The organism is Pedococcus sp. 2YAF34, assembly GCF_052114585.1.
Lineage (GTDB): Bacteria > Actinomycetota > Actinomycetes > Actinomycetales > Dermatophilaceae > Pedococcus.
In genome coordinates this window covers 22,916-35,251 of the sequence record NZ_JBFRFA010000016.1, presented here as the reverse complement: position 1 = coordinate 35,251, position 12,336 = coordinate 22,916, and the positions used below count along the sequence as shown (strand labels likewise).

General features: G+C 73.2%; 9 protein-coding genes. 5 read left to right on the top strand and 4 right to left on the bottom strand.

What is annotated here, in order from left to right:
• Window positions 1-40: 40 nt before the first annotated feature.
• Entirely contained in the window at window positions 41-478 is a 438-nt protein-coding gene (locus AB4Z02_RS10475) for a nitroreductase/quinone reductase family protein (protein ID WP_441970819.1), read from the top strand.
• Between the two features lie 35 nt (window positions 479-513).
• On the opposite strand, the gene AB4Z02_RS10470 is transcribed toward AB4Z02_RS10475, so the two are convergent.
• Both AB4Z02_RS10470 and AB4Z02_RS10465 read right to left on the bottom strand, forming a co-directional pair.
• A complete protein-coding gene (locus AB4Z02_RS10470) occupies window positions 514-1,896 on the bottom strand; it encodes a pyridoxal phosphate-dependent decarboxylase family protein (protein ID WP_441970817.1) in 1,383 nt (460 codons plus the stop codon).
• Window positions 1,897-1,948: 52 nt separating this feature from the next.
• On the bottom strand, window positions 1,949-2,845 hold the full coding sequence (locus AB4Z02_RS10465) for a phosphoribosylaminoimidazolesuccinocarboxamide synthase (RefSeq protein WP_441970815.1): 897 nt from the start codon (window positions 2,843-2,845) through the stop codon (window positions 1,949-1,951).
• Window positions 2,846-2,939: 94 nt separating this feature from the next.
• Here AB4Z02_RS10465 and AB4Z02_RS10460 point away from each other — a divergent pair, with 94 nt between their 5' ends.
• Window positions 2,940-4,337, top strand: a complete 1,398-nt coding sequence (locus AB4Z02_RS10460) for an MFS transporter (protein ID WP_441970814.1) — start codon at window positions 2,940-2,942, stop codon at window positions 4,335-4,337.
• A gap of 41 nt (window positions 4,338-4,378) precedes the next feature.
• On the opposite strand, the gene purD is transcribed toward AB4Z02_RS10460, so the two are convergent.
• A complete protein-coding gene (gene purD, locus AB4Z02_RS10455; RefSeq protein ID WP_441970812.1) occupies window positions 4,379-5,662 on the bottom strand; it encodes a phosphoribosylamine--glycine ligase in 1,284 nt (427 codons plus the stop codon).
• Between the two features lie 310 nt (window positions 5,663-5,972).
• Between purD and AB4Z02_RS10450 the strand changes: the two genes are divergently transcribed.
• The 3 genes from AB4Z02_RS10450 (at window position 5,973) to AB4Z02_RS10440 (ending at window position 10,860) form a co-directional block, all read left to right on the top strand.
• Window positions 5,973-7,007, top strand: a complete 1,035-nt coding sequence (locus AB4Z02_RS10450; protein ID WP_441970810.1) for a LuxR C-terminal-related transcriptional regulator — start codon at window positions 5,973-5,975, stop codon at window positions 7,005-7,007.
• A gap of 127 nt (window positions 7,008-7,134) precedes the next feature.
• Window positions 7,135-9,360, top strand: a complete 2,226-nt coding sequence (locus AB4Z02_RS10445; protein WP_441970808.1) for a HelD family protein — start codon at window positions 7,135-7,137, stop codon at window positions 9,358-9,360.
• A gap of 282 nt (window positions 9,361-9,642) precedes the next feature.
• On the top strand, window positions 9,643-10,860 hold the full coding sequence (locus tag AB4Z02_RS10440; protein ID WP_441970806.1) for a hypothetical protein: 1,218 nt from the start codon (window positions 9,643-9,645) through the stop codon (window positions 10,858-10,860).
• 102 nt (window positions 10,861-10,962) lie between these two features.
• Here AB4Z02_RS10440 and AB4Z02_RS10435 read toward each other — a convergent pair whose 3' ends face one another.
• Entirely contained in the window at window positions 10,963-12,264 is a 1,302-nt protein-coding gene (locus AB4Z02_RS10435; RefSeq protein WP_441970805.1) for an adenylosuccinate synthase, read from the bottom strand.
• Window positions 12,265-12,336 lie beyond the last annotated feature (72 nt).

The following is a 12,336-nucleotide window of genomic DNA, read 5'->3' as shown; positions in this document are numbered from 1 at the left end:
GCGTCCGGCGCAGGACCCACCTGGACGCCAAGGAGGCGGCATGAACCCCGTCATGAGGACCGTGATGCGTGGAGCGTCCAAGCTCGCCGTAGCCGTCTACAAGGCGTCGGGAGGGAAGGTCGGCGGCCGGGCCGCGGGCGGGGTCCCGGTGCTGCTCCTCACCGTGTCAGGACGCAAGACAGGCCAGCCCCACACGAACCCGGTCGGCTACTTCGAGCACGAGGGTGGCTACCTCGTCGTCGGGTCGGCCGGCGGGACGCCGCAGGACCCGCAGTGGTTCAGGAACCTGCGTGCCGCGAGCAGCGCCGAGGTCCAGGTGGGTCGCCGGGCCTTCCCGGTCACCGTCCGGGAGCTGACCGGCGCCGAGCGCGACACGGCCTGGACCGACATCGTCCTCGTCCGCTGCCCGCCCTTCGGCAAGTACGAGCAGAAGACCACAAGGAAGATGCCACTCGCCCTGCTGACCCCGACGCCGTAGCCGCCGCCGGGCCTGCTCGCCCAGGCGACGGCCGGTCAGGTGCGGGCGGCGGCGAGCGCCGCGAGGATCGAGGCGACCGTGCGGTCGACGTCCTCGGCCGTGGTCATCCACCCGGAGACCGAGATGCGCATGACCGCCCGGCCCTCCCAGGTGCTTCCACCCAGCCACGCCTCCCCCGCGTCCTGCACCCCGGTGACGACGGCCCGGGTGACCTCGTCGGAGTCGTCGAAGCGGACGAGCACCTGGTTGAGGACCACGTCGTTGAGCACCTCGACGCCCGGGTCGGCGTCGGCCAGGCCCGTCGCGAAGCGCAGCGCGTGGGCACACGACCGGTCGACGAGGTCGGCCACCCCACGGCGGCCCAGCTGCACCAGCGCCGCCCAGACGGCGAAGCCTCGGGCCCGCCGCGAGGCCTCGGGCACGTACCGGTAGGGGTCGCGGCCGGCTCCGGGCACGACGTACGGCGCCTCCCACGACATCGCGGCGACGTGGGCGTCCGGGTCCCGGGTGGCGACGAACGCCCCGTCGTAGGGGACGTTGAGCCACTTGTGGCAGTCGGTCGCCCACGAGTCGGCCCGGTCCACGCCCGCGACGAGCGGGCGCAGTCGCTCGCTGGCCCCGGTCCACAGCCCGAACGCACCGTCGACGTGCAGCCAGGCACCGGCGGCGCCGCAGAGGTCGGCGATCGCCGGGAAGGGGTCGAACGCACCGGTGTTGACGTTGCCGGCCTGGGCGCAGACGATGACCGGCCCGCGGTCGCGGCGCAGCACGCGCTCGAGCTCGCCGGGGAGCATCCGGCCCTGGTCGTCGCTCGCGGCGACATCCGGGCGGCTGCCGAACCCGGCCAGCCGGAGCGCCTGCGCGATCGTGGCGTGGGCCTGTCCGCCCACGACGACCTGCACCGGCGGCGCCCCCTGCAGCCCGTCGGCCTCGACGTCCCACCCGGCCCGCGCGAGGACCGCGTGCCGGGCCGTGGCCAGGGCGGTGAAGTTGGCCATCTGCGCCCCGGTGGGGAAGCCGTAGGACGAGCCCTCGGGCAGGCCGAGCAGCTCCAGCAGCCAGTTCCCCGCGACCTCCTCGGCGGCCGCTGCGGCCGGCGACATGACCTTGAGGCCGGCGACCTGGTCCCACGCGGCGGCGAGCCAGTCCGCCGCCATCGCCGCCTCGAGGGTGCCGCCCACGACGTACCCGAAGTAGCGCGGGCCGCTGGAGGCCACGAGGCCCGGACCCGCTGCCGCGACCAGCCGGGCCACGACGTCCTCCGGCGCGCTGCCCTCGGCCGGCAGCGGTCCGGCGAAGCCGTCGAGGCGGGCGGTGGGGGCGGTCGGACCGACCCGGCGGTCACGCAGTCCGTCGAGGTGGGCGCGTGCGGCCGAGGCGGCCACCGCGAGGGCTGGGTGGTCCTCCAGGTCCTCCACGCCCGCAGGCTACGCCCGCGTGCCGGTGGGGAGAACCCGCATCAGGCGTGCGTCAGGTGAAGGATCGCCCGGTCAGGCGCTCGTACGCCTCGACGTACTTCGCCCGGGTCTGCTCGACGACGTCCCCGGGCAGGTCGGGCGGCGCCTCGCCGGACGCCCGGTCCCAACCGCTGGCGGAGGAGGTGAGCCAGTCGCGCACGAACTGCTTGTCGTAGGACGGCTGCTGGTGGCCCGGCTCCCAGAGGTCGGCAGGCCAGAAGCGCGACGAGTCCGGGGTCAGGACCTCGTCGGCCAGCACGACGTCGTCGCCGTCGAGGCCGAACTCGACCTTGGTGTCGGCGATGAGGATCCCCCGCTCGGCGGCGATCTCGTTGCCCCGGGCGAGGATCGCGGTGGTCAGGTCGCGGACGCGTGCGGCGAGGGGGGCGCCGATCTCGGCCTCGACGTCGGCGTACGGCATGGGCTGGTCGTGCTCGCCCATCGGCGCCTTGGTCGAGGGCGTGAAGACGGGCGACGGCAGGCGCGACCCGTCGACGAGCCCCTCGGGCAGCGCCACTCCGGAGACGTGCCCGTCGGCGCGGTACTCGTTGAGCCCCCCGCCGGTGAGGTAGGCGCGAGCCACGCACTCCACGGGCAGCATCTCGAGGCGTCGCACGAGCACCGCCCGCCCCGCCACGGCGTCGGGGACGTCGGTCGAGACGACGTGGTTGGGCACGAGGTCGGTGAGTCGCTCGAACCACCACAGCGACAGCTGGGTCAGCACCGCGCCCTTGTCGGGGATGGGGGTGTCGAGGACGAAGTCGTAGGCGGACATGCGGTCGCTGGCGACGAGAAGGAGCTGGTCGCCGCGCGGCGCACCCGACTCGTCGAGCGGGGCGTAGAGGTCGCGGACCTTGCCCGAGTAGACGTGGGCGTAGCCGGGCAGCACGAGCGGCTGGGAGGACGTCATGGCCGACATCCTCCCAGTCGTCGCCGGGTCACTGCGTGGAGGTCCAGCGCCGAGACTTGACCTCAAGTCGACTTGAACTTCGAGGATGGGCCGCATGCCCACCACCACGGCGCCCAGCCGCCGCGACAGCAGGCCGGCGAGCCTGTTCACCCGCGACCACCTGCCCTTCGCGGTCGGGGCGGTCGCGCTCGTGACGCTGGGGGCGTTCGAGAACCGCGCGACGACGACGGTGCTCCCCACCGCCGCCCGCGACCTCGACGCGCTGTGGCTGTTCGGCGCGGCCAGCGCTGCACCGCTCGTGTCGTTCGTGCTCGCCACCGTGGTGGCCGGCGCGTGGGCCGACCACCGGGGACCGGTGCGGCCGCTGCAGGCGGGGATGGCGGTGTTCGTCGCCTCCCAGGTCGCGATGGCCGCGGCGCCGGGTATGGCGGTGCTCACCCTGGGCCGGTTCGGCTCGGGGATCGCCGAGGCCTTCATGGACGTCTCCCTCACCGTCCTGCTGGCCCGGGCACTGCCAGAAGCGTTGCGGGCCAAGGTCTTCGCGGCGTTCGCCGCGGCCTGGGTGCTGCCGTCGCTGCTGGGTCCGCCCATCGCGGGCGTGCTCGCCGAGGTGTGGTCGTGGCGGGCGATCTTCGCGGTGGGCGTCGCCCTCCTGGTGCCGGCCTGGCTGCTGCTGCGTCCGTCGATGCGCGCCGCGGCAACCACCGCAGCGCCCACCCGGTGGACCGGCCAGGAGCACCGCGCGGTACGAGCGGCCGCCCTCGCTGCCGTCGGCCTCGCCGGCCTGACCGCCGGCGGGTCGCTGCTGGGACGCGACGGCAGCACGAGGGCGCTCGGGGTGGGCCTGGCTGTCGCCGGACTGGCGTGCACGGTCCCGGCGGTCCGCACCGTCCTGCCGGCCGGGACCCTGCGGCTGGCCCGCGGCATACCGGCCCTCGTGGCCCTGCGGGGGCTCGTGGCCGCAGCGTTCGGCACGGCCGGGAGCCTGCTGCCGCTGATGCTGTCGACGGTGCACGGGCTGGGGCCGGCTGCGGCCGGGACCAGCCTGACCGTGACGGGGCTGTGCTGGGCGGCCGGGTCGCAGCTGCACGGCCTCGATGTCGTGCAGCGCCGCGTCAGGGCGGTCCGCCGGCTGCAGCTGGGCTTCGCCCTCATCACGGTCGGCGTCCTCGGGCCGGCGCTGACCAGCCTCGACGCCCTCGGCGTGGTGGCGGGGCTGGCGCTCTGGGGGGTCGCCGGGCTGGGCATGGGCATCGTGTCACCCACGCTGTCCACCCAGCTGCTGCTCTTCGCGCCGGTCTCCGACCAGGGTCGGGTCACCGCGGCGTCCAGCCTCACGGCGTCCGTGGCGCAGGCCGTGGCGCTGGCAGCGGCGGGTGCCCTGATCGCCTGGCAGGCTCCGGCGCTTCCCGGCTGGCTCTTCGCCGGGGTGATGGCCGCCAGCGCGGCCGTCGGCGCCGTCGGCTGGGCCGCAGCCCGCCGCGCCGGCTGAGCCGACGCCCGCGGCGCCGGCGGCCGAGCCGCAGGATGCGGTCAGCCCACGTGGAGCTCGTTGCGCTCGGCGGCCAGGGCGATGTCGCTGCGGTGGTGCGAGCCGTCGAGCTCGATGGCGTCCACGGCGGCATACGCCCGCTCGCGCGCCTGGGAGAGGCTGTCGCCGAGGGCCACCACGGACAGCACGCGGCCGCCGGCGGACACCAGCGTCCCGTCGTCGTCGCGGGCGGTGCCGGCGTGCAGGACGTACGCGGTGGGCACGTCGGTCGCCTCCTCGATGCCGGTGACGGGGTCACCGGTGCGCGGGGTGCCCGGGTAGTTGTGCGAGGCCACGACCACGGTCACGGCGTGCTGGCCGGACCAGTGCAGGGCGCCCACGTCGGCGAGGTGGCCGGTGGCCGCGGCCATCAGCAGCCCGCCGAGCGGCGTCTGCAGCCGGGAGAGCACGACCTGGGTCTCGGGGTCGCCGAACCGGGCGTTGAACTCGATGACGCGCGGGCCCCGGGAGGTGAGCGCGAGCCCGATGAACAGGACACCGGAGAACGGCGTCCCGCGGCGGCGCATCTCGTCGACGGTCGGCTGGGCCACGCGGGTGACGAGCTCGTCGACCATCGACGCCGGCGCCCAGTCGAGCGGCGAGTAGGCCCCCATGCCGCCGGTGTTGGGGCCGCGGTCGCCGTCGAACACCCGCTTGAAGTCCTGGGCGGGCGCCAGGGGCACCACCGTCTCGCCGTCGCACAGGACGAACAGCGACACCTCCGGTCCGTCGAGGAATTCCTCGACGACGACCTGACCCCTGTCCTTGGCAAGGCAGGCGCGGGCATGCTCCAGCGCCTCCTCGAGGTCGTCGGTGACGACGACGCCCTTGCCTGCGGCGAGGCCGTCGTCCTTGACTACGTGGGGGGCGCCGATGGCGTCGAGGGCGTCGGCCACCTCCTCGACGGTGCTGCACACGCGTGCCATGGCCGTCGGCACGTCGGCGGCTGCCATCACCTCCTTGGCGAACGCCTTGCTGCCCTCGAGCCGGGCCGCCGCAGCGGACGGGCCGAAGACCGCGAAGCCCGCCTCGCGCACCACGTCGGCGACACCGGCCACGAGGGGGGCCTCGGGCCCGATGACCACGAGGTCCACGCTGTGGCGACGCGCGAGGTCGGCGACGCCCTCACCGTCGAGCAGGCCGCCGGGCAGCGGCTCGCACAGCGCGACCACGTCCATGCCCGGGTTGCCCGGGGCCACGACGACGGCGTCGACCGCCGGGTCGGCGCCGAGGCTGCGGACGATGGCGTGCTCGCGGGCACCGGATCCGATGACGAGAACCTTCACGGCCCCAGCGTAGGGAACCGCGGCGGAGATGAGTGCGCGGCGTCCCCGGGAGGCAGGGGGGGACTTTCTCCCTGGGGACGCCGCGCAGCCGACGTGCGGTCGCCTGGCGGGGGAACCTGCAACACGGCACGCGGGTCGACAGTGTCGACCCCGCCAGAGTGGACCATGACCCGGCCGCCCGTAAAGCCCCGGACTGTCGGACTTTCGCCATTGACGGGATCTCGACAGGACACCACCATGGTCCCAGCACGCGCCCGGGAGGAGCAGAGCATGGGCACGAGGTCCCGCACGACCACCCCGCTGCCGCGCCATGCCCGCTGAACCCGACGTGGCCCCTGCCACCGCCTCCGGGCCCGTTCTGCCCCTCGACCTCGAGCCTGCGGAGGGCGACGCCGACGCCGCGGTGACCCGCGTCTACCTCGCCGCCCTCCAGCACCCCGAGCCCTCCCGTTCCCTCCTGGTGGCGCAGGGTATGCGGTCGGACGTCGTCGACCGCTGCCTCGCCGTCCTGGAGGACCGCGGCCTGGTCCGGCTCCACGGGGGCGGGATGGTCGAGGTGGTGCCGCCGGACATCTCGCTGCCCACCCTGGCCCTCACCTACGAGCGCCGTGCCCGCGAGACCCGTTCCGCGGCGCACGAGCTGGCCCAGGTGTTCTTCCAGGCGCGTTCATCGTCGACGGCCCCGGACCCGGGCTCGATCCGGATCCTCACGTCCCTCGACGAGGTGGCGGCCGCGACGGCGGAGGCGATCGCGGCGGGTACCGAGCTCGTGCGCACCTTCCGCGCGCCGTCCCCGCGCACCGACGCCATCTTCTCCAGCCCGCTGCACAGCCACGAGGAGCCGAGCCGCGGTGCCGGCGGCCGGGTGCTCGACATGATGTCCGTCTACGACACCCGCATCCTCGAGGCGCCGGACGTCCTCACCGTCCTCGAGGCGCGCGAACGCGGGGGTGAGCGCTACCGGTTCACCTCGGCGGTGCCGTTCTCCTGCGTCATCGTCGACGACGCCGCGGCGGTGGTCGACCTCAGCGCCTTCGACGCGAGCGGTTCGGGGTCGGCCCTGGTCCGGTCGAGGCCCATGGTGCTGGCCCTCATCGCCCTCGCCGACCACCTGTGGGCCCTGGGGTCGCCACTGCACCGCCCCGGTGGCGGTGCGGCGGCGGAGCAGCGCGACCAGCAGATCCTGTCGCTGCTCGCCGCAGGGGCACCCGACGCGACCATCGCCCGCCAGACCGGGGTGTCCCAGCGCACCGTCGAGCGACGGGTCCGGGCCCTCATGGACCAGCTGGGCGCCAACACCAGGTTCCAGGCCGGGGTCCAGGCCGCGCGACGCGGCATGCTGTGACCCGGCCCCCTCCCGTCCTGCACGGCCCGTCGGGTTGTGGGATGCGGCGGTGGGGCGTCGGCGCGGATGGCTAGACTCGTGCGTTCTCTGCAGGACGAGCAGGCCGTACGACAAGAAAGTCACCACCGTGACCGCTCCGGACCACACCACCTCCAAGGCGACCACCGCCGAGGTGGCGCGCGAGATCGCCGTCGAGCAGGCGCACGTCGACCTCGTCCACGCCGAGCTCGCCAAGGCCCAGGCGCGGGCCGGTCTCGTGGAGGCCGACGGCCTGGCGCGCGGGCGCACCGACCGCACCGGCGACGTCCGCGACGAGGAGCTGACCGGGCTGTTCGAGCGTGACGCCTTGGTGTTCAACGCCGCTCGTCGTCGCTCGACCCTGGACACCCAGTACGAAGGCCTCGTCTTCGGCCGTCTCGACCTCGACCACGCGCTGGGCAAGGAGGGCGCCGACCCCGATCGCGAGACGCGCTACATCGGTCGCCTCGGCGTCCGTGACGACGACTACGAGCCGCTGGTCGTCGACTGGCGAGCCCCCGCCGCGGCCGCCTTCTACCGCGCCACCCCGGTCGAGCCGATGGACGTGCTGCGCCGACGGGTGCTGCGCTGCAAGGGTCCTGACGTCGTGGGGGTCGAGGACGACCTGATGGTCGCCGAGGCGCCCGACGACCTCGTCGTCGTCGGCGACGGCGCGCTGCTCGCCGCCCTGACCCGCAGCCGCGGCGCCCAGATGCGCGACATCGTGGCCACCATCCAGCGGCACCAGGACGAGGCCATCCGCGCCTCCGCCCGCGGCGTCACCGAGATCACGGGCGGCCCAGGGACCGGCAAGACCGTCGTGGCGCTGCACCGCGCCGCCTACCTGCTCTACTCCGACCGCCGCCGCTTCGAGTCCGGCGGCATCCTCGTGGTCGGCCCCTCCTCCGCCTACACCGCCTACATCGAGCGCGTGCTCCCCTCGCTCGGCGAGGAGTCGGTGACCCTGCGGTCCCTCGGTGACGTCGTCGACGGCGTCACCGCCGTGCGTCTCGACCCGCCGGCGGTCGCAGCCACCAAGGGTTCGCTCCGCGTACGCCGCCTGCTCGCCCGCGCGGCCTCGGACACCCCGCCGGGGGCGCCGAAGCAGTTCCGCGCGTTCGTCAACGGCAAGGCGGTCCGCGTCGACACCCCTGCCCTCGACCGGATCCGCAGCCAGGTGCTCCGCGGCCACCAGCGCAACAACGCGGCGAAGGCGGTGCGCGCCCAGCTCGCCGAGGCGGCGTGGGCCAGCGTGCGCGAGGGCGACCGCGCCGAGTTCATGGACCGCTTCGAGGACCACCTCGAGGTCGACACCTTCCTCGAGCAGTGGTGGCCGCAGGTCGACCCGCGCGAGGTGCTGCTCTGGCTCGCCGACCCCTCCCTGGCACACCGCCACGGCAAGGGCGCCCTCACGCCCCAGGAGTGCGACGACTTCGCGGCCTCGATGCAGGTGGCGCTGGAGACGGGCACCTGGTCGGCGGCCGACGCGGCGCTCGTCGACGACCTCGCCGCCCGCCTGGGCACCGTGCAGGACGCGCCCGCCGAGGAGCGCGGCTTCTACGAGATCGAGGAGCTCGACGACGTCTCGCAGTTCGGCGTCGCCGAGGTCCGCGCCAGCCGCCAGGGCAGCGACGGCTCCAGCACGCGCACGTCGCGCACGGCCCCGACCGACCCGCGCGAGCGACTGCTGCAGGGCCGCGTCGAGGGCCCCGGCGAGTACGCCCACGTCCTCGTCGACGAGGCCCAGGACCTGTCCCCCATGCAGTGGCGCATGCTCGGGCGCCGCGGCCGGTACTCGTCGTGGACCGTCGTCGGCGACGCGGCCCAGGCGTCGTGGCCCGACGCAATGGAGGCCGGCCGGGCGCGTGAGGAGGCGTTCGGCGCCCAGGAGCGACGCCTGTTCCACATGGACACCAACTACCGCAACGCGCGCGAGATCTTCGACTACGCCGCCGAGGTCGTCCGGGCCTCGGTCCCCGACGCCGACATCCCCCAGGCGGTGCGGGAGACCGGTGCGCAGCCGGTCGACGCAGTGGTGACGGGCGGCCGTTGGGCGGAGGTGGGCACCGACGCGGTGGAGACCCTGCTCGGTGAGGTCGAGGGCTCCGTCGCGGTGGTCACCCCCGCCCGGCACGCAGCGGAGCTGGCGGCGCTGGCCGACCTCGACGACCGGGTCGTGGTCATCGACCCGATGTCGACCAAGGGCCTGGAGTACGACGCCACGGTCATCGTCGACCCCGACGAGATCACCGCCGAGTCACCCGGCGGCATCCGCGTCCTCTACGTCGCCCTGACCCGCGCGGCCCACCGCATGACGGTGCTCCGCCACGCCTGACCGCCCCGCCTGACCGCCACGCCTGACCGCCCCGGCAGGCCTCTCCCGGCGCTTCTCGGCCGGCTCTCGCGCGTCTGCCTCATGACTTCCACGACCAGATCGTGATGCCGACATGTCTGTGAAATGGCAATATGCGGTGCTTTGTCATCGGCTGAACGGCGTCACGACTACGCATCAAAGACGGATGCCTTTACTTCATCTTTACTAATACTTTCCTTTCTACGGGGATTCCCATACCTGCTCGTGAAGGTCCGGGAGACCCGCACTGCGAAGGGGAAACTCATGATGTCCACGCGCAAGAGCGTCGTACTGGCCCTGACCCTGGCCACCGGCCCGCTGCTGATCGCCAGCACCGCCCACGCCGCACCCAGCTGCGGCACACCGGCCGTCGAGGCCGTCTTCACGACGGTCCACCACGACCCGGAGAGCGTCGTCACCGGCCAGCACAAGGTCGTCGACCAGCCGGCCCAGGCGGCGGTGCCTGCCGTCTGGACCACTGAGTCCTACGTCGTCACTCCTGCCGTCCCGGCGGTGCCTGAGCAGACCGCCCAGGAGACCAAGTGGACCGTCGGCAACAGCACGGGCCCGGACGGTGACGGGTGGGCCACGACCGGCCGGACCAGGGACCACGCCGCCGTCACCCAGACGCAGTACCAGTGGGAGAAGGTGACGACGACCACGCAGTACGAGTGGGTCGTCAAGGTCATCGACCAGGCCGAGACCTCGACCACGGTCCACCACGACGCCGTCTACGACATGGACCTCTACCTCTACGAGCTCAAGAACGGCGACACGAAGTGGAAGCCGTTCGGCTGGAACACCGCCGATGGGCACGACCAGGGCTGGGACATCGTCGTTCCCTACGTCCACCCGGTGGTCACCGAGGCGTGGGACGAGACCGTCACGACGCCCGAGAAGAGCCACTACGACAAGCAGTGGACGACCTCCCCCACCGAGGCTCCGGCCGACGGCTGGGTGCGCAGCGCCACCGAGCCCCTCGTCACCACCGAGACCGACACCGTCTTCACCGTGGACGACGAGGCGGCCCCGGAGGGCTACTCGCTCGTGGGCCAGGAGACCACCGTCCTCAAGCCGGCCTACACCGAGTACGAGTGGGCGCGCACCGTCGTCGTCACCCCGGCCCAGCCCGAGGTCCCGGCGGTCATGGGTGAGCGCCAGGTCCTCGTCTCCCCGGAGGTCCCTGCCACCGACGAGGTCTCCCACATGGAGGACACCATCGTCACCACCCCGGCCTACGACACCCAGGAGCTCGTGACGCCTGCGGTCCCAGCCGGCGAGGCGTGCCCGGTCATCAGCACCGGCGGCGAGGAGATCGCGGGCCCCGGTGGCTCGGGCGCCGCGAAGACCACCAGCTCGGCGAGCGCCGTGCCGACCCTGGCCTTCACCGGCTTCGACCCCGAGCTGTATGTCGCAGGCGGCCTGGTGCTCCTGTTCGTCGGCTCCGGCCTCACCGTCGTGGCTCGCCGCCGCGAGCACTGACGGTCCACCAGACCGACGCGGCGGGGCTTCGCAGCCACCGCGTCGTACCGGGCGTCGCCTCTTCCCCGGAGGCGGCGCCCGGTTGTGCGTGCGCCGCGGGCGTCAGTCGCCGAGCAGGGAGTGGCGGCTGATGATCTCGTCGCGGCCGGGGCCGACGCCGATCGCCGACACCCTGGCACCGATGAGCTCCTCGAGCCGCAGGACGTAGGCCCGGGCGTTCGCCGGCAGCTCCTCGAAGGTGCGGCAGGTGGAGATGTCCTGCCACCAGCCCGGCAGCTCCTCGTAGACCGGCTTGGCGTGGTGGAAGTCGGTCTGGTTGACCGGCATCTCGTCGTGGCGGACGCCGTCGACGTCGTAGGCGACGCACACCGGGATCGTGTCGAGGCCGGTGAGCACGTCGAGCTTGGTGATGACGAAGTCCGTGGTGCCGTTGACGCGCGTGGAGTAGCGGCCCACCACCGTGTCGACCCAGCCGCAGCGACGCGGACGGCCGGTGGTCGTGCCGTACTCGGCGCCGGTCTTGCGCAGGAACTCGCCCTTGTCGTCGAAGAGCTCGGTCGGGAACGGCCCCTCGCCCACCCTGGTCGAGTAGGCCTTGAGGATGGCGATGACCCGGTCGACCCGCGTCGGGGGGATGCCCGACCCGGTGCAGGCGCCACCGGCCGTCGCGTTGGACGAGGTGACGAACGGGTAGGTGCCGTGGTCGACGTCGAGCAGGGTGGCCTGGCCGGCCTCGAGGAGCACCGTCTTGCCCTCGTTGAGCGCCTTCTCGAGCACGAGCGAGGTGTCGGCGACCATGGGCCGCAGGCGGTCGACGTAGCCGAGCAGCTCGTCCATGACCTCCTCGACCCCGACGGCGCGACGGTTGTAGATCTTGGCGAGGATCTGGTTCTTGAAGGCCAGCGCGGCCTCGACCTTCTGGCGCAGGATCTTCTCGTCGAACAGGTCCTGCACCCGGATGCCGTTGCGGGCCATCTTGTCGGCGTAGGTCGGTCCGATGCCGCGGCCGGTGGTGCCGATCTTGCGCGACCCGAGGAAGCGCTCGGTCACCTTGTCCAGGACCCGGTTGTACGGCGCGATGATGTGCGCGTTGGCGCTCACCAGCAGCCGGGAGGTGTCGACGCCGCGGGCCTCGAGGCCGTCGAGCTCCTCGAAGAGCACGGCGAGGTCGACGACGACACCGTTGCCGATGACGGGGGTGCAGGTCGGCGTGAGGATTCCGGAGGGCAGCAGGTGCAGCGCGTACTTCTCGCGCTTGCCGTCCTTCTCGATGACGATGGTGTGGCCGGCGTTGTTGCCGCCGTTGAACTTCACGACGTAGTCGACGTCGGAGCCCATGAGGTCGGTCGCCTTGCCCTTGCCCTCGTCGCCCCACTGCGCGCCCACGAGCACGATCGCCGGCATACCAGCACCTCTTCCATCACCACGGTCTCGAGCAGAAATGCAGCGAGCCCCTCGCGTACTGCGCGGGGCCCG